Raw genomic sequence first — 18,477 nt, 5'->3', positions numbered from 1 at the left:
CGGGTAAAATATGATCAAAACCCTTGTTGTTGATGATTCTGCCTTAATGAGAAGGGCAGCAAGAGACATGCTTGAGAGTGCTGGCGATATAGAAGTCATCGGGATCGCAAAAAATGGCAAAGAAGCTGTAGAAAAAGCGAATAAACTAAAACCGGAAGTTATAGTAATGGATGTTAATATGCCTATCATGGATGGGCTGGCAGCCGTTGAAGCTATAATGGATACAGCTCCGATACCTATTATAATGTTTAGCTCTCTCACCAAAAAGGGTTCTAGAGAAGCTCTGGAAGCTTTGAGACTTGGTGCGATCGATTTTATAACAAAACCCAGTGGCTTACAAGAAATAGCTAAGAGCGAAAGCGAGCTAATTACAAAAGTTCGTAGCATCCACAATTCAAATCCAAACATTATAAGACTACTCAACCTGAAAAAATTCAAAGGTGAGGTAATAAATGGAAACTGGAATTGCCCGGAGATGCAAAATATGGGGGTACTTATTGGTTCATCAACAGGCGGTCCTTCTTCTCTTGAGCAAATAATTCCAAGATTGCCAGGTGACCTGCCTGCATCGGTTTTTGTAGTACAGCATATGCCTGAAGGAAACTTTTGTAGCCAGTTAGCTGCGAGATTGAATACCTTATCAGAACTTGAAGTAAAAGAAGCTGAAAATAATGAGAAAGTAAAAAATGGAGTTGCTTACATCGCCCCTGGCGGCTATCATATGCAAATTCGAAAAGCCTTGAATGTAACCAGGATAAAGATCATAAAAGGTGAACCGATGCACGCTGTAATGCCTTCTGTCGATGTGACTGTTGAAAGCTTTATAAATGTATATGGGAAAAATTCAATCGCCACAATACTTACGGGAATGGGGGTAGATGGAGCATCCGGATTCAAAAAAATAAAAGAATCAAATGGATCTACCATAGCATGCAGTGAAGACACCTGTGTTATTTTTGGGATGCCAAAAGCTGCAATCGAAGCCGGAGCAATTGACGTTGTAAAACCTATTTTTGAGATACCTGAAGAAATTATTAGGATGTTAGAGGTGAAATGCAATGCAAACTGATATGGACGCTTACAAGGATGATTTCCTTCAGGAAGTAAATGAGTATCTTGAGATATTCAATCAGTCTTTTGTAGATCTGGAAAATGGTGATAATGACGCTTTGGATGAAATATTCAGAGTAGCACACACAATTAAAGGAATGGCAGGATTCCTTGGATATACATCACTTGAAAAACTCTGTCACAGCATGGAAGAAGTTTTAAGTGGCATAAAATGTGGCGATATCGTAATTGATAGCGACCTTATAGACATAATGCTTTCAACTGTAGATCGAATAAATGAAATGGTAGAGAAAATAGAAAGCGAAGGCAACGATGAGATTAAAATCGACAACCTTCTAAATGCTTTCGACATGTATAAATCTCAAAAAGATGAAGAAGCTGAAGATCGCATCCCTGAGGAAAGCACCTCTGCAATAATAGATACGCAGGAAGCTGAAGATGTGGAATTTACTCATCTGGAAGAAGATGTCTCTGCCGTAACAGGATCTCTGGAAACAGAAGATCTAAACTCTGAAAATGAGGACGGAGTACCTAATCTCATACTCAATGTAAAAATAGCTCCTGATTCTGATATAAAGGAATTGAAAGCGATATTGGTTATTGAATCTCTGAAAGAAGCAGGACATGTTATAAGAACAGAACCTACAGAAGAAGAGATCGATAGCACTTTTAAGGGTTCACTTAAAGCCTTCATCAAGGGGGATGCGGGCAAAGTGGAAGATGTAATGAACAAAATTTCTGAAATTGATAATTTTGAAGTTATCTCCTGTGATCAAGAAGAACATAACGAATCTGTGGATTCTTCTTTGGAAAAAGATGTCTCTTCTGTGGTAAGATCTCTGGAAACAGAAGATCTGAAATCTAAAAATGAGGGTGCAGAACATAATCTCATACTCAATGTAAAACTAGCTCCTGATTCTGATATAAAGGAATTGAAAGCAATATTGGTTATTGAATCTCTGAAAGAAGCAGGGCATGTTATAAGAACAGAACCTACAGAAGAAGAGATCGATAGCACTTTTAAGGGTTCACTTATAGCCTTCATCAAGGGGGATGCGGGTAAAGTGGAAGATGTAATGAACAAAATTTCTGAAATTGATAATTTTGAAATTATCTCCTGTGATCAAGAAGAAAATAGGGAAAATATGGATTCTTGTCCTCTGGAAGAAGCCGCCTCCGAAATAGCAGGGTCTCTGGAATCAGAATATCTAAATTGTGAAAAGGGGGATGAGGGGCATAATCTCATACTCAATGTAAAACTAGCTCCTGATTCTGATATAAAGGAATTGAAAGCAATATTGGTTATTGAATCTCTGAAAGAAGCGGGGCATGTTATAAGAACAGAACCTACAGAAGAAGAGATCGATAGCACTTTTAAGGGTTCACTTAAAGCCTTCATCAAGGGGAATGCGGGTAAAGTGGAAGATGTAATGAACAAAATTTCTGAAATTGATAATTTTGAAATTATCTCCTGTGAACAAGAAGAAGCCACTGAGGAAATTCAACTCCCAAATCAGGATGAAATGGAAAATATTGCTCAGGAGGATATTCCCAATAATGAAGGAAGTAAAGGGGAGCAAGAAATAATCGAATCTACTATTCAAACAAATGAAAGTATGATGTTTACATTTAAGGAAATTCTCAGGAATGAAAATTGTTCTCTTCAGGAAAAGTTAAGGAAATTGATAAACGCACTTTTCGGGAATAACTATTCCGGTGCAATATCGGCAAAGGAAATCATTCAGGATGAAGAAGCTTCGTTAATGTTTGAAGAAAGTATTCAGGAAGATGAAGTCTCGTTAATGTCTGAAGAAAGTATTCAGGAAGATGAAGTCTCGTTAATGTCTGAAGAAAGTATTCAGGAAGATGAAGTCTCGTTAATGTCTGAAGAAAGTATTCAGGAAGATGAAGTCTCGTTAATGTCTGAAGAAAGTATTCAGAAAGATGAATCCTCGTTAATATCTGAAGAAAGTATTCAGGAAGATGAAGTCTTGTTAATGTCTGAAGAAAGTATTCAGAAAGATGAAGTTTCGTTAATGTCTGAAGAAAGTATTCAGGAAGATGAAGCTTCGTTGATGTCTGAAGAAGCTCCGTTAATGGTGGAAGAAGATATCCAGAAAGAAGTAGTTAATATCAGAAATATAGAATCAAATCAAGATAATTGCACTGCCAAGCAGGATACTACTAAAAAAGGATCAGTGGGGAACAAAAGGCAGGATACAATACGTGTTCGAGTTTCCAATATTGATAGCATAATGAACCTTGTTGGAGAACTTGTAATTAACAAAGGTTGCCTTCTTCAAATTTCCCAGGAGCATAGGATACCCGAACTGGAAGAGGCTACTGCAATTTTGGACAAATCCATCACAAGTTTACAAGATGAAGTTATGATGATGAGAATGGTCAAAATCGAAAAGGTATTCAAAAAATTCCCAAGAATGGTGAGGGACCTAAGTAGAAAGTTTGAAAAAGAAATCGATTTTGAAATTGAGGGTCAGGAAACTGAACTCGATAGGACTATTCTTGACGAAATTAGTGATCCTTTGGTTCATCTTGTAAGGAATTGTGTCGATCATGGAATCGAAACTCCGGAAGAAAGAGCAAAAGCCGGTAAAAGTCAAACAGGACATATAAAACTTTCAGCAAAAAGGGAGAAGAGCAACGTCATAATTGAAATTGAAGATGACGGGAAAGGTCTGGATTTGAAAAAGATCAAGAATAAGGCTTTAGAAAAGGGGATCATTTCATCGACTGATTTGGATAAACTTAGTGAAGATGAAATTAGGATGCTTATTTTTACTTCAGGACTATCTACAAAAGACAGTGCGACCGAGATATCAGGACGAGGGGTCGGAATGGATGCCGTGAAGACAACTGTCGAGAAACTGGGCGGTAAAATAAAAATATACTCCCAGAACGGAAAAGGTACCAAGATGAGGATCAACCTCCCTCCCACAGTTGCAATTATAAAGTCACTTGTTGTTGAATCTGGGAATGAGACTTATGCAATTCCAATTTCCAATGTTGTTGAAGCACTCGATGTTAACAAAGATAATTTCAAACTTATACGTGATCAGCCACTGCTTTATGTAAGAGAAAAGCTGCTGCCTGCAATAAGATTAAAAGAATTTTTTGATATTGGGGAGTATGGCAAACAATTGGAAAAAGAAGTTGGTATTATTGTAGAGAGGGAAAGTGAAGAAGTTGCGTTACTTGTTGATTCAATAATTGATCAACAAGAAATCGTGATAAAACCACTGGGTAGTGTTTTGTCAAAAGTTAAAGGATTTATTGGGGTTACAATTCTGGGGGATGGAAGGGTCATACCGATCCTGGATGTATCAGCACTAGTAGGAGGAGATATAGATGCTTGAATTAGAATGTCTTAGTGAAATGGAAGTAGAGGTTTTAAAAGAACTTGGTAATATTGGTACTGGACATGCAGCCACTTCACTTTCAAAATTGTTAGACAAATATATTGAAATTACTGTTCCAGAAGTAAAAATCGTAAGTATAGCAGATTTGCGTGGCGAATTGTATGAAGAAGTTGTAGCAGGTGTCCTTATAGCATTACAGGATCTTGAGGGGAACAACTCTGGTTACCTATACGTCATGGTACCCATGAAATCTGCAGACAAACTTGTAGTGGAAATGTATGGGACAGAAGATGTTGACGATGAGATGTATGCTTCTGCAGTAATGGAAGCCGGAAACATACTTGCATCATCATTTTGTGATGCCTCAGCTGACTTCCTGGACATAATCCTGTTACCTTCTCCTCCAAATTATGCAGTTGATATGGCTACTGCAGTTATGGATGGGGTAGTTTCCCAGATGGCACAAAAAAGTGATAACCTAATTATATTTGAAACCAAGCTAAATTCTGAGTCAAACATCGAAATAAATTTGGCGTTGTTACCTGAAGATGATTTATTCAGTAACATTATGAATATCCTGGAAGGATTATGAGTAACGATATTGCATACGTCTCAACAGCAAACGCAAAAGCGATTGTTTTGAGCAGAAATAATACAGTAGTGGGTTCATACTGTTCTATGGATGGTATGTGTGCATCTGGTTCTTGCCATCCAGATTGTGAACTGATAATAGACGCAAAGAACCACTTAAAAGGTAGCTCCCCGGACTCCAATGTACAATTATTAGAAGGAGAGTTGATTGCTGGCATTGGAGAATACAAAGTGGGAAAAAATATCCTACTGAAAGCAATGGGACTTGGTTCCTGTGTAGGTGTGGTACTTTACGATCACAAAAGTCGTATGGCTGGTATTGCACATGTATTGCTCCCCGGAGCGTCAAACGATGGAAAAACCAAACATGCTGAAACTGCCATAACAACAATGCTTGAAGAAATGGTCCGCAATGGAGCAAGGCGAAAACATATTTCTGCAAAGGTTGCAGGTGGTGCCCAGATATTTAAGCACATGAATCTGGACATACTTAAGATCGGTGATCGGAATATTAAATCTGTTGAAGAAACTCTCAAAAAAGAGAAAATCGAAATATTAGCTACAGATGTAGGGGGAAGTATGGGGAGAAATGTTATTTTCAATGCAGTTGACGGAAGTCTAATTGTTAAATATAGCAATGGGAAGGTATTATGGATGTAAGTGATACAGATTACTTTGATCTTCTTACAAACAAGGTATCTAAATTATCGGGTATCGTTCTCGATGGTTATAGGGATAAATACCTTCGGAGAAGAATTGATCTGAGAATGAGGGTTGTAGGAATCACTGATTATAAGGATTATATGCGATTTCTTGAAACGAATGAAGGTGAATTAGCTGCACTCATAGATACTCTTACTATCAATGTGACTGAATTTATGCGAGACAAAACACCGTTCATATTTTTCAAGGATAACTTGATTGCAGATATAATGGAAAGAAAGCAGAAATCACAAAGCAAACTGGTTAGGTTTTGGAGTGCTGGATGTTCCAACGGAGAAGAACCTTATTCTATTGGGATCTGTGCAAAAGAGGTATTTCCTGAAGATTGGAACATATCGATATATGCTACTGATATAGATGAAAAGTGCTTAAAAAATGCTTCAGAAGGGGTATACTTCAAGGATAAAATAAAAAATCTTGACTATATGCTCAGGCACAAGTATTTTGAAAAATCAGAGGATACTTTTAAAGTAAAAAAGATCCAAAATCTATCATATAGATTCAAAAGATATGATCTAACAAACGATAGCCCAGTTTCAAAGCATTTTGACACTGTTTTCTGCAGGAATGTGATGATATATTTCAATGAAACTCAAAAAATAAAAATGATAAGCAACTTTTACGATTCACTCACAAAAGGTGGCTATCTCATAATAGGCAAATCCGAAACATTACCTCCTGAAATGAGAAGTTTATTTGAACCTGTGAGTATAAAAGACAAAATCTACATGAAAATTTAAAGGAATATTCAATATTGCTCTTTTAAAACCGTCTCCTCATCTTTTTTAGAATTTATATCGGTTTATTAATACTATTATGAATTATTGAATTATTTACTCAGACAGGGCTATCTGTGAAATATGGATTTTAATACTTTTCTGATTATTTAAATTTCCACTTATATCTACCAAACACTACTTTTTTGATTATAAGTTAATATCTAAGCAGCCCTGCTTCGATTCATATTCAATCAAAAATATTCTCATGTAGCTACAAAAAATTAAATGCGGGTGTCAGGTCGTTTTATTCTACACTTCCAGATCATTCATCTCTTCAAAAGCATTAAAGAAAACGAAAATATCAAAAGTGCAGCATAGAAAACAACACTATAGTCAAGTCTGTTGTAGAGTGAAAGCCATTGATAAACAAGCATTGAACCTGAAAACAATGCTAAGACTATAAGGCCTATGTATTTTGCGTCTAACATATTTTAATCACTTTTTCCTGATTTAAATTATCTGTCAATATAAAACTAAAATCAATTAATTATTTTTTTTATACTCTAAATTGAATAAATACTATCAAATTCGATCTAAGTCCAAATGCTTTGAATTCTACTAGAGATTTCATTCTAATTATTATTGTTTTGAGCACTATATAATATTGGAAATAATTTATTATTTAAGTAAATGATGGGGATTTTGATGTTTCCACTGAGCTCATATTTTAGGGGGTATTGTACCTTTTAAGATTTTCTAAAACCCCTTCAAGCTCGGTTTTAATTTCTTCGATGTCTAAACTTTCTCCTTTCATTTCTGACATGAAATCGGCTTTCTTTTTCTCCTCAATAATTATGTCATTCTTCAATGACTCTATGAAACTATCGTCGTCATCTTCAAAGGAGAAATTATCATTGTAAGGTTCATCTTCAGAAATTTCGAAAGAAAATTCATCATCCTGGCTATCATCTTGTTCGTCCCCTACCTCTCCAAAACCGAAGTCAAATTCATCCATATCAATAGACAAATCACCATTAAGTGATAAATCCGAATCAGGTTCGTCAACTTCAATTTGAGTGCCTAAACTACCTGCAGTAGCCATCTCATTGATCAGATTATCATCAAAATCCAATTCATTCTTTTTATTTCCTACGATTTTATCGACATCAAAATCTATATTTGATTCTTTTTCTGTGGATGCAGCATTTTTAGAACTAGCCATGCCTGTAACTATGGCCTCTTTATCCCGGTCACCTTTTCCAGGCAAACTCAATTTAATAGATGATATCTTTGATCTGAAATTGCTAAAAATACCTTTAATGCCAGAATAATTTGACTCCGCATCTACTGCTAATTCTGATGTTTCATTTTCTTTTGAATTAGAATCCCTGTTAATTAGCTTCTTGATTTTTTGACCCGATCCTACAAAAGGATTCGATACTTTAAAACTGGATAAATCAATAAATTGGCCTAGCATTTCATATGATTTTGATGTGGAGGTATTAGGCTCAGTAATCTGATCTCCCCTATATTTATCATAAAAGACTGCGACACTCATCACTATTATGCTAACAACAATCCCCAGGATAATCGAAGAATCTATTTCTGTTAAAATTGATAAATCCATTTCATATACCTCCTTCCAAAAATGAGTCAAATGAAAAGAACATGTCTACTACGGGAGGAACACTGATCATCATGATTCCCGAAAGAATAAAAAATATTGAAGCGTAAAATACTATTAGATATAAAGGTCCCCCTTTCACGACATTTACGACAAGAATATTGGCCACAGTTAATACTATAATTACCACTACGACATATTGGCCCAAAAGCTCAACCGGTACTCCTCCAAAGATTCCCAAATTCATTCCAACACCACCGGCACCACCTGCGATCGCAGATTCAGATATGTCATATTGTACAAATAGATCTGAAATGATGTTTGTGAATATCGTAAGTATCTGCCCAATGAAAAGAAGAAGGGCCACCATTGCTAAATGAAGGGGTACAACAAGGTATGTGAATGAAGTAGAAATACGATCCCTTTTCATTCTCAGAAGGACAAGTTCAAGGTTTGATGAACTTACAAGCTCTCCAACCTCTTCGGCATCTCCTCCCAAATTAATGGAATCAACAAAAACACTTGTAAATTTGTGAATCAAATAGCTGCCTGATTCTTCCACAAATTGATTCCAGCTCAGTTTCGCATCCATGCCAACTGTAAGCTTCTTATGGAGTTCAAGAGTTACACCCTTCAATTCACCAAGATTTTTTGGATCGATTTTCATTAGGGCCTTTGGGATTGTCAGTCCCGATCCACTAACGATTGACCCAAGACTTCTGATAAATGTCGTATAACTTTCATCTCTTTTGTTAACTTTGACAATATCTCTGTGAGCCGTGATTCCAACCGGAAGCATGACCAATCCTGCTACAATCATTCCGATGCCTTTGATATCTACATAAAAATCAATGGGGTGCAAAAATGAAGGTATCAATGTCAGTGTTACAACTGAGAGGATAGCTAGAATTATTGTAACTGGCATCCATTTGTAAATGAAGGTTTGTTCCTTTGATTTCTTATCCAAACTATGGACCATCGAATCTCTGGGAACTCCTTTGCATAATAATGCTACACCCCCAAAAGCCATACATGACACGATAAAAGCTGTACCGTAGAGCGTCTTCTCAGGATCTCCTAAATTATACAGAATTACAGAAAGTAATATTATAATGGATACAAGAGAAGTTGAGACAAGCAGCGCAGTGTAAGCGTTTGACCATTCCTTTGTGGTTTCAAGATTTCTCTCGAATTCGTCTTTCCTTATTGTTTTAAACAATGTCCACTCTTTCTTGAGAAAATCAATGTCTGGCTCACCTGAAGCAATCGCATTGGAGAACCTATTAAAAAGTTCCTGCAATCTGACATGATTTACCTTACTGGATACAAGTTCACATGCATTAGCATAATCATAATGCCAGTCCTGGGATAGATCTTTGACCTTTTCAAAATAAATATATGGGCAATATTCCGTTTTCTTCGATATGTTCTCGAATATCTTGTCCCTGCTCACATTTGCAGTAGATATGGATGCCATGTAAGTTAGGGAGAAAAGCATATCGTTGCTAATGTAGAGCTCTTTTTTAAAGCGATCTATTCTGCGGGATATTATTTCCGACAAAGATTTTGAAGGATCGCCTTCTTTTTTGCTCTTAAAAATATTTTTTATACCGGAGATTTCCATATCAACGCCTCATTTAGAATTTAATCCTCAGCATCCCATGTTTTGTAATTTTAGAGGTTGTGTCAAAGAAATCATAGAAATTAGTGATACCCTCTTTTTGAAATCTTTCTAATATTTTTGCTCTTTTCTCGATTTCATCATAAACAACATGTTTTCTCTTCGAAGGAATACCTAGTCTTGTTGCAATTTTCTGTTCCAGAAGATAAGAGCTACCATGAGCACTGAAAACATAAGAATCAGTAATCGGATCCCATGAAAAGGCCTCAACGAAAGAAACACCCTTTTGAGGGTCATATCCCAGAACTTCGTTCACACTGATTACTCTTCTTACCATTTTTCCATCAGGTCTTCTGACAGCAGACTGGATAATAACAAAATTCAGATTATCAACATATGTTTTAGGTATGTTTATGGGGTCCGCAGTAATCCTCTGTATTAGTTTTTCAACGCTTGCAGCGTGGAAGGTTGACATGACTGGGTGCCCGGTCTGCATAGCCTGGAACGCAACATTTCCCTCTACTCCTCTGATCTCACCCACAAGAATATAATTTGGTCTCTGCCTTAAGCCAGCTTTCAGAAGGTCGAACATTGTAACATCCGAACCACTTCCTTCGCCAACACCTCCGCCTCTTGTGCTACCTCTGGTCATCTCACGTGTCCAATTTTTGTGAGGAATCTGCAATTCGGGAGTATCTTCTATAGAAACCAGTTTTGCATCAGGACTAATGAAAGTTGTAAGGGCATTTAATGAAGTCGTTTTACCACTTGCAGTTTCACCACAGATGAACCCACTCATTCCTTCAGAAAGAAGAATCCAAAGATAACCTGCAACTCTGTAGTCCATCGTTCCTTTATCGATCACCTGAAGAATACTGAATGGAATTTCATTAAATTTCCTTATTGTGAAGTTACTTCCATTTTTACTTACATCGGTACCATAAACGATGTTAATCCTCGAACCATCCGGAAGCGAGGCATCCACAATAGGATCTTTAAAAGTAATGGGTTTACCTATCCTTTCTGCAAGCTTGATTATAAAGTGGTTGAGAATGTCATGGTCAGTGAACTCCAGGACACTTCTTAGCCCATCAAATACTTTGTGCTCTAGATATATCGACCCTAATCCGTTGCAGGTAATATCTTCAATATTGCTGTCACATATATACGGATCAAGAAAACCTAGGCCAATTTTATCTCTGAGAAGAGAATATTTTAAGGCCTTATATTGATCTTCAGATAAATATATGTGATTATCTTCCTTTTTCCCTTTATTCGGAAAGAGCTTTGAACCAAGGACCTTTTTCAAATTTGCAAAAGAATCTTGATTTTCTTCCTTTTCTCCAATCACACAAATATCATCCATAGCTTCGATTAATATCTGCGTTTTTTCTTCAATATTTTCCGGATCGAAGTCAAGGCCCGTGAGGTAATCCAGCATCCTAATTTCTAATTCTTTTAGGATGTTACCAACACCGGTAAGTAGGTTTGGTTCTATCGGAATATAATAATCCCTTACACCGTTCTTGTTTGGATAAATATGTACGTAACTACTGTCACTTGCTTTGTATATTAAATTGGGATGCTCAAGGTCACCATATTTTGATTCAAGTTTGGACACATATTTTGGAATTCCCATCGTGTCAATCGGTAATATGTGTAAGTATTCCAGAAGATGGTGATTCCTTTCGACTTCTTTTTTCATTCCAGGAGGGAGTATCTTATATATACTAGATTTTTTTACGTCAGAATGATCATGCCCTTCATATTTTTTTGGTTTAAAAGGAAAGCAGGCTTCCAAGCCCTTTTCAAAACCTTCCTTCATAAGTATATCTTCAGATTCAACCATATAAACCTCCAAAAACTAAAAAAATCATCATTTTCATGTTTTGGCATGAGATATAGGAATAATTTTCAGTCCATATCCAGGTTGAACTTCAAAACTCACAATATTACCTGTAGTTTTCTTTGCGCCCCTTAGCTTTGAAACTTCCATAACACTGATATAGCGATCGGAAAGCTGCTCTTTCCTGAGAAATAGGTGGCAATCACATGCAGACCTGATTCTTACAAGTGTATCTTCCTTGAAAGCATGCTGATGTAGGGTGATGAAAATAGTAAGTCCTCGGTCACAAAAATTTTTAAGACTTGTGAGGAAACCAAGGATGTTATCTTCATCGGCATATGTCGTAAACATTGTGAGAGAGTCTACTATTATCACCTTTTCTCTTATGTTTTTGATGTGCTCTGCCATCAGACTAAGAGTTCCTTTCATCTGTTCGGAGGTCCATTCAACGCCAGAAAGGTGAACCGGGAATATTCTTAGATATCCCCAACTGTAAAAATCGGATACATCCAGACTTAGACTTTCCATTTGCATAAGTAGACTTTTGATTGTGTTTTCAGTTGAATAATATGCCATCCTATGCAACTGATTCAGTCCGCCAAATACTAGCTGTTGGCACAAAACACTTTTTCCGGTATCGTTTTCACCTTCTATAAGTACAAGAGAACCCAGAGGTATGCCTTCTCCGAGTTTTTTATCAATTTCATTATTACCGCTTGAAACAATGTTTTTATTATTGTCTTCGTCTTCCATTTCAACCACCAATTGTGTGCCCTTTGGAGGAAATTATACCGTTTGGAGTGACAACTTTTAAAATGATTTCATCTCCTGTATTATATTCTTCCAGTAGCTCAACCTCCATTTCTTCGAGTGGATCCAGAATATTGGGATTGAGCTGGCCATCATACACATCCATTGTCCATTTATTGTCATCCATATAATCGGCAGTACCGTTTTTAATAACAATAATGTCCCATAGATCAAAATTGTTCAACTTGGTTTCACCGGTATTTTCCACGATGAAATGAAGGTGATTTTCTGTTGAATTAAACCAGATTGTCTTTATCTCAATATCCGTTTGCATTTTATCCATTGTCGTTGTATGTATTGAACTATAGCCATCATAAGCCGAATCTACAAAGTCATTCATCCCGATCACAAAGGTGTTTGCCACAACAATCATGGTCGTGATGACAAAAAATGCAACAATTACTGTATCAAGGCCCATGCTATCACTTGGAGAATATATCTGACCCAGAGACTCCATTGTATAGGACGAAATTTAAGTTATAGGTATCACTGGGTAGATTATCTAACTCGATGATTGTTTTAATTGTTTCACCTGAGTCCCACGTATTTCCATCACCATTTTCAAGTGTGTAATTCCAGGCGGGATTGGATGTGCTTTCAAAATCGGGATGCCAGTAATTGGAAGAGGACGTAATAAATATGTCACTCATTCCAAAATAAGATAAAGGAATCCTGGAGGAACCAACATTTTTGATCCAAACGGAAACGTTATTTCCCTGAGCGGAAATAAATATAATATCGACATCAGTTCTGACCTCAGTTCCCATTTCATCTGCAACAGAAGTGTAAGAACGTGACAACTCATTCACCGAAGGAACAACAGCACTAATTAAAGCTACAACTGCTACAACACTTGCTATTAAAAGTATCGATGTAGTTATAACTTCACTTGACATGTTTTCTCCGCATCGTTTTCATTCAGAACTAAGTCCAGTACCTTGGAGTCAAGGCTTGGATCTTCCGGATTGAGTATATGGTAAAGCTTGTATAGGTCCATGACTGACTCGTCTAGATTATTATTTTCATAAAGGATATTTGTGATTTTGAGTATTATCTCTTTTATGTTATCAGGAATGTAGCCCAAGAGTGAGAATATTTCGACTAGTTCCTGCATAGTTTCAGAATCATATTTTTCCACCATCTCTCGTCCCCATATTATCGTCTTATGGAATGAGAGGGGATCTACAAGCTTAAAATCGGGAAGATTACTTACCTTTTGAGCATAATCATTGTTCTCCATGGCATTATTTTCCATATTTTGATCGGGAATATTGGAAATATTCTGGGGGACTGGTTCAACCTCGACAGCATCAGGAATTTCATCTATTGGCGGTGTGGGGGTTGCAGGGGCCGGATTAGGTGCTGGGGCAGTAAGATTTGATATTGCCTGAATGTTCTGAAAAGGATTCTCAAGAACGCTCATTGTTTCCCTTATATCCAAGAGGAGCTTTTTAACAGAACCTTTAATTTCAGCTACCTCGGCTTCCAAGTCAGCAACTTTGGATTCTACGGTGTCTCCTTCAGCACTCGTCATCAGATCATCAATCATTGACTGGTCGAAACCTTCTGCATCACCCATTTTTTTCTCACCTGGAATATATTGAAATATACAAAAATTTTGATAATAATAATTATAATAATGATAATAATTTAGGAAGGATAATACATCTATTAATTAATATATTTTTCTTTTGTTTCATCTCAAAAATAAAAAAAGATGAGACACTCTTTAATAGAGTGTCATTATTGCATCGATCTGAGGGGGTGCCTGCCTCTGCAGAGTGTAGGAAGCTCCTTCAGGTGGTTTTATTTCAATCTGGAATTCATCGTTTGCACCTATATGATAACTGCTAATATCAATAAGTACTTCGAATTTCTCAAATTTCTCAAGGAGAAGATCGTCGTCTCCGCCGTGATCCTCGGTTATATTCATCTGTGCATCAGACAATTTGTAAGATGCATGGTTGCTAGAATCTGTGTATGTGATTATGGTTTTGTTGATGTCAACTGCTGAACCTCCTGCAGTAAGTTGCAGGAATACGGTCACATTTGAAATTTCATCACTAGCTCCAGCTGCAATAACGTCTCCACTTATCTCAATACTGCTACTTGCCTGTGCTACACCTGTGTGTACCACTTCTTGGCTCTTCTGGGTTGTATAGAAACCTGCTCCGAGCATGACATAACTGAAAACTGCTGCCACGACCACGAATGCGACCAGAACGATTGCTGCTTCCAAACCAGTAAATGCTTTATCATCATTAAAGAATTTTTTAAACATTTTTAATCACCTCATTAATAGACTGTCAGGTATTCACCAATACCAATTTCTGGTGGCATTGTTCTCTGTAGTACCAGTACAGCTCCATCTGGTGGCTTGAGTTCAAGCTTTATTTGTTCATTTACTGTAGGAAGGGTAACTCCACTAGAACCCAAAACTGCGGTAATCTGATATTTTTCACCTTTCTCAACAAGGTCGTCGCCATCTCCAAGTGTACAACTCGTTGTCCAACTGCAGTTAGCAACAAAATCATTCGGATCCGTGTAAGTCAACATTGATTTGCTGAGATCTACAGGAGATCCGCCTGCAGTATTTGTTACATAGAATATAACATCGGTTGCACTTCCGGCAGACGTATGGCCTTTAATAACAACATCTCCGGCTACTGCAACACTGCTACTTGCTTGCTGGACACCTGTGTGTACTACTTCCTGGCTCTTCTGGGTTGTATAGAAACCCGCCCCTAGCATGACATAGCTGAAAACAGCTGCCACGACTACAAAGGCAATCAGGACAATTGCTGCTTCAAGTCCTGTAAATGCTTTGTCATCTTTTGAAAAATTTTTCCACATGTTTAGTCACCTCATAGGCGACATTTCATTGTTTTTTCTAGTTTATATATGTTTCTGATTATTAGTATAATTATGATGATATACTATCATTTGCTTCTCACACGTGGAAGGAAACAAATATAAACACATACATCAAGAAGGGGGAAAGGTTACAACGGTCTGAGTTCGTTAGTGTATTTTTTATTCATCTATACTGATGTATATCTTATACCATATAATGTGGAATAAGCTCGCTGCATAACAAAATAAAACATTTGGTGTTCATTTACATGATACAACTTGATGATATTGATAAGGATATCCTTAATCTGATCCAGCTGGATTTTCCACTTGATGTTCATCCATTTGAAAAAATGAGCTTTCAACTGGGTATCTCTGAAGAGGAACTGCTGGAGCGTATGGGCCGTTTAAATGAAGAAGGTGCAGTGCGCCGAATTGGTCCTGTTATCAACACAAAAAGAGTAGGTGGGATCAGTACTCTTGTTGCATTAAAAGCTCCTGAATCAAAGATCGATGAGATCGCAGAGCTTATCAATCAACATCAGGAAGTTTCCCATAACTATTTGCGCCAGGCAGATTATAATATATGGTTTACAGTGTCTGCTGCTAACAAGGAACGTCTGGAGCAGATTATAAATGACCTTCAGGAAGAGACCGGCTGTCCGCTGATCAACCTGCCTACAAAGCGCCTTTTTAAGATCGGGGTGAAATTCGATGTCAAATGATAATGTTGTCATGGATGAGATCGATACTCGTCTTCTCAAGCTAACTCAGGATGGTATACCATTTGTTCATTCGCCTTTTGCTATGGTAGCAGAAGAACTGGGGATAGCTGAGGATGAGGTTATCTGCAGGATAGAACAACTTCAGAAAAATGGCTTTATTCGCAGATTTGGTGCATCCATCGGTCATCGTGCGATTGGGATCACTGCAAATGCAATGTGTACCTGGAATGTTCCTGACGAGCGTGTTGAAGAAGTGGGTGCTGTTATGGCAGGTTTTACTGAGGTTACTCACTGTTACGAAAGACCACGTTATCCTGATTGGCCTTACAACCTTTTCACCATGGTACATTCCTATACAAAGGAAGATTGTGAATACGTTGCCCAGGAGATATCAAAGGCCACCGGCATCACTGATTACAATCTCCTTTACAGTGTTCGCGAGTTTAAAAAGACCGGTGTGAGGTTGTGAATGGCCGAACAAACCGATAGTCGTAGCTATTTGCCACTTTTCATTGATCTAAATGACAGGAAAGTGATCATCTTTGGTGGGGGCTCTGTGGGTCTTCGCAAAGCATACCTGTTTTCGGAGTATGCACATACTATGGTTGTGAGTGCGGACTTCGTTTCTGAGCTTCGGGACCTTGCATCTTCATCTTCTGTGGATCTGGTTTCCATGGACCTTTTATCCGTATCAGACGAAAAGCTTGAAGAGCTTGTCATGGGTGCGTTCCTCGTTATTCCCGCAACCAACATGGTTGAGTTGAATGATCGAATAGCAGAATTCGCCCGCAGAGCAGGTGCATTGGTCAATCGCGTTGATATGGCAGATGATGTGGTCATTCCTTCTGTAATTAAGAGGGGGGGCCTGACCATTGGTATTTCCACACTTGGTTCCAGTCCTGCAGTATCCAAATACACTCGCAGGAAAATAGAAACTTTTATCACTCCTCAGTATGGGGATATGATCAAACTGCAGGATCAGGTTCGAACTCTCCTAAAGGGTAAAGTTGCAGAGCAAAAGACAAGAAAGGCTATTCTCTGGGAGATTCTTGAAGATCGGTCAGTATGGGAAGCTCTTGAAATTTCATATGAAAAAGGGTATAATATAGCATATGGTATAGTTCAGGAGCACATAAGCAAGAAAGGTTGATATTATATGGAACATTACATTAAATTTAAGTCCGATGTTCGTGTTCATGAAGGTATGCTACATCTAATGCACGTTCATTGTGGAGGTTCACTGTGACAGAGATATCAAGTATGGTCATTACACATGCCAAGGCTACTGTTGAGGAAATGGAAGATTCCTGGCATGGGGACCTTGATCTCGTCCTGAATCAGCTATACTCAAATGAACTTGTCTATGAGTGTGCGGTTCTTAAGACATGCAATCGTGTGGAAATATATGTTGTTTCCTCAAAGGGTAGCAGTGTTCTGTTCCATTATGCCAAGGAGATGGGCGTGTCAGCAAATATCGTGGAGTTCTATGACCATGATGAATCTTTAAGACACCTCCTCAGACTTGCTTCCGGGCTTGAGTCCATGATAATTGGAGAAGCTCAGATCCTGGGTCAGATGAAAGACCTGTTCCTGGTTGCAAAAAAGGCTGGTACTGTAGGTAAGGTGCTGGATACGGCTTTCAGCAAGGCTATTCAGGTTGGCAAGAGGGTACGTACCGAGACCTTCATCAACAGGGGGGCGGTTTCCATTGCTTCTGCAGCTGTTGATCTTGCCGATGATATCCTGCATGGTCTCAATGACAAGAATATCCTTGTAGTTGGTACCGGGGAAATGGGTACTCTGGTCACAAGGGCTCTTGCACACAGGGACATGAATGTGATCTATATTGCAAATCGTACCTACGAGAAAGCAAAGGATCTTGCAGTAGAGCTTGGTGGCGAAGCTGTCATGTTTGACCAGCTTGAAAAATATGTTTCTGCAGCTGATGTGGTGATAAGTGCTACTTCTGCTCCACATTATGTCCTGAAGAAGGACATTGTCGAGAAGATAATGGATGGACGTACGAACGAGCTTCTGCTTATTGATATTGCAAGCCCGAGAGACATTGATCCTTTGGTAGAAGAGATCCCTCATGTAATTCTTCGCAATATTGACGGTCTGCGTGTCATAAATGAGAAAAATCTTCAGATGAGGATGGTAGAGGCCAAGAAAGCAGAGGTCATAGTTGAACAGGAGTTCGAACTTCTTCAGGCTCAATATAAGCGTCAGAAAGCAGATGTTATTATTTCGAAGCTTTACAGCAATTCCTATGGTTTGAGAGAAACCGAGATGGAGCACGCTATTAACAGGCTGAGTGCCTATCATACGATTGGTGACTTTGAACGCAAGGTGCTTGTGGACCTTACCCGTGCTATTACAAACAAGATCCTGGCAGAGCCGACCAAAAAATTACGCAATGCCGCTGAATACGATGATGAAGAGTTTTTAGATTCTGTATCCCGTTTATTTGATATCAGTCCGATTAAGAAGAGCAATGATGCTAAAAATTAAGAGTTG

19 protein-coding genes are annotated in these 18,477 nt (G+C 38.1%); 9 read left to right on the top strand and 10 right to left on the bottom strand.

The window, feature by feature from the left end; genetic code table 11:
• Window positions 1-10: 10 nt before the first annotated feature.
• From J7W08_RS07360 to J7W08_RS07340, 5 genes are read left to right on the top strand one after another with little or no spacing between them, the layout of a single operon-like run.
• A complete protein-coding gene (locus J7W08_RS07360) occupies window positions 11-1,069 on the top strand; it encodes a protein-glutamate methylesterase/protein-glutamine glutaminase (protein ID WP_233083888.1) in 1,059 nt (352 codons plus the stop codon).
• Window positions 1,059-4,445, top strand: coding sequence for a chemotaxis protein CheA (locus tag J7W08_RS07355; protein ID WP_233083887.1), 3,387 nt, complete (start codon window positions 1,059-1,061; stop codon window positions 4,443-4,445). The genes J7W08_RS07360 and J7W08_RS07355 overlap by 11 nt, the downstream gene beginning before the upstream one ends.
• Window positions 4,438-5,040 carry a chemotaxis protein CheC gene (locus tag J7W08_RS07350; RefSeq protein ID WP_048195179.1) on the top strand — a complete coding sequence of 201 codons (603 nt, stop codon included), beginning with the start codon at window positions 4,438-4,440 and terminating at the stop codon, window positions 5,038-5,040. Before J7W08_RS07355 ends, J7W08_RS07350 begins: the two co-directional genes overlap by 8 nt.
• Window positions 5,037-5,699: a chemotaxis protein CheD gene (locus tag J7W08_RS07345; RefSeq protein ID WP_233083886.1), complete on the top strand. Its 663-nt coding sequence runs from the start codon at window positions 5,037-5,039 to the stop codon at window positions 5,697-5,699. The genes J7W08_RS07350 and J7W08_RS07345 overlap by 4 nt, the downstream gene beginning before the upstream one ends.
• Window positions 5,690-6,502 (top strand): CheR family methyltransferase, encoded by an 813-nt coding sequence (locus J7W08_RS07340; protein ID WP_233083885.1) that lies wholly within the window; start codon window positions 5,690-5,692, stop codon window positions 6,500-6,502. Before J7W08_RS07345 ends, J7W08_RS07340 begins: the two co-directional genes overlap by 10 nt.
• A 305-nt stretch (window positions 6,503-6,807) precedes the next feature.
• Here the strand turns inward: J7W08_RS07340 and J7W08_RS07335 are convergent, their stop codons facing one another.
• The 10 genes from J7W08_RS07335 to J7W08_RS07290 form a co-directional block, all read right to left on the bottom strand.
• Entirely contained in the window at window positions 6,808-6,969 is a 162-nt protein-coding gene (locus tag J7W08_RS07335) for a hypothetical protein (protein WP_167879768.1), read from the bottom strand.
• 239 nt (window positions 6,970-7,208) lie between these two features.
• Window positions 7,209-8,108 (bottom strand): hypothetical protein, encoded by a 900-nt coding sequence (locus J7W08_RS07330; protein WP_233083884.1) that lies wholly within the window; start codon window positions 8,106-8,108, stop codon window positions 7,209-7,211.
• A 1-nt stretch (window position 8,109) separates the two neighbouring features.
• Window positions 8,110-9,729 (bottom strand): archaellar assembly protein ArlJ/FlaJ, encoded by a 1,620-nt coding sequence (arlJ, locus tag J7W08_RS07325; RefSeq protein ID WP_233083883.1) that lies wholly within the window; start codon window positions 9,727-9,729, stop codon window positions 8,110-8,112.
• A 13-nt stretch (window positions 9,730-9,742) separates the two neighbouring features.
• A complete protein-coding gene (gene flaI / locus J7W08_RS07320) occupies window positions 9,743-11,575 on the bottom strand; it encodes an archaellum flagellar ATPase motor FlaI (protein WP_233083882.1) in 1,833 nt (610 codons plus the stop codon).
• Window positions 11,576-11,608: 33 nt separating this feature from the next.
• Window positions 11,609-12,325, bottom strand: coding sequence for an archaellum protein ArlH (gene arlH / locus J7W08_RS07315; RefSeq protein ID WP_233083881.1), 717 nt, complete (start codon window positions 12,323-12,325; stop codon window positions 11,609-11,611).
• 1 nt (window position 12,326) lies between these two features.
• Window positions 12,327-12,800: an archaellin family protein gene (locus J7W08_RS07310; RefSeq protein WP_233083880.1), complete on the bottom strand. Its 474-nt coding sequence runs from the start codon at window positions 12,798-12,800 to the stop codon at window positions 12,327-12,329.
• Window positions 12,801-12,804: 4 nt separating this feature from the next.
• Window positions 12,805-13,278, bottom strand: a complete 474-nt coding sequence (locus J7W08_RS07305) for an archaellin family protein (protein ID WP_233083879.1) — start codon at window positions 13,276-13,278, stop codon at window positions 12,805-12,807.
• Window positions 13,260-13,961, bottom strand: coding sequence for a hypothetical protein (locus J7W08_RS07300; RefSeq protein WP_233083878.1), 702 nt, complete (start codon window positions 13,959-13,961; stop codon window positions 13,260-13,262). The genes J7W08_RS07305 and J7W08_RS07300 overlap by 19 nt, the downstream gene beginning before the upstream one ends.
• A 150-nt stretch (window positions 13,962-14,111) precedes the next feature.
• A complete protein-coding gene (locus J7W08_RS07295) occupies window positions 14,112-14,663 on the bottom strand; it encodes a flagellin (RefSeq protein WP_233083877.1) in 552 nt (183 codons plus the stop codon).
• A gap of 14 nt (window positions 14,664-14,677) precedes the next feature.
• A complete protein-coding gene (locus tag J7W08_RS07290) occupies window positions 14,678-15,235 on the bottom strand; it encodes a flagellin (protein WP_233083876.1) in 558 nt (185 codons plus the stop codon).
• A 269-nt stretch (window positions 15,236-15,504) separates the two neighbouring features.
• Between J7W08_RS07290 and ahbA the strand changes: the two genes are divergently transcribed.
• The 4 genes from ahbA to hemA all read left to right on the top strand — a co-directional run bounded on the left by ahbA (window position 15,505) and on the right by hemA (window position 18,471).
• On the top strand, window positions 15,505-15,960 hold the full coding sequence (gene ahbA / locus J7W08_RS07285; RefSeq protein ID WP_233083875.1) for a siroheme decarboxylase subunit alpha: 456 nt from the start codon (window positions 15,505-15,507) through the stop codon (window positions 15,958-15,960).
• Window positions 15,950-16,429: a siroheme decarboxylase subunit beta gene (gene ahbB, locus J7W08_RS07280; protein WP_233083874.1), complete on the top strand. Its 480-nt coding sequence runs from the start codon at window positions 15,950-15,952 to the stop codon at window positions 16,427-16,429. The genes ahbA and ahbB overlap by 11 nt, the downstream gene beginning before the upstream one ends.
• The gene (locus J7W08_RS07275; RefSeq protein ID WP_233083873.1) at window positions 16,430-17,110 is read left to right on the top strand and encodes a precorrin-2 dehydrogenase/sirohydrochlorin ferrochelatase family protein; all 681 of its coding nucleotides are present in this window, start codon (window positions 16,430-16,432) and stop codon (window positions 17,108-17,110) included.
• Window positions 17,111-17,202: 92 nt separating this feature from the next.
• Window positions 17,203-18,471, top strand: coding sequence for a glutamyl-tRNA reductase (gene hemA, locus J7W08_RS07270; RefSeq protein ID WP_233083872.1), 1,269 nt, complete (start codon window positions 17,203-17,205; stop codon window positions 18,469-18,471).
• The last annotated feature ends 6 nt before the right edge of the window (window positions 18,472-18,477 follow it).

The organism is Methanococcoides orientis, assembly GCF_021184045.1.
Taxonomy (GTDB): Archaea; Halobacteriota; Methanosarcinia; order Methanosarcinales; family Methanosarcinaceae; genus Methanococcoides; species Methanococcoides orientis.
The sequence above is the reverse complement of the archived record's forward strand: the minus strand, read 5'-3'. Positions and strand labels throughout refer to the sequence as shown.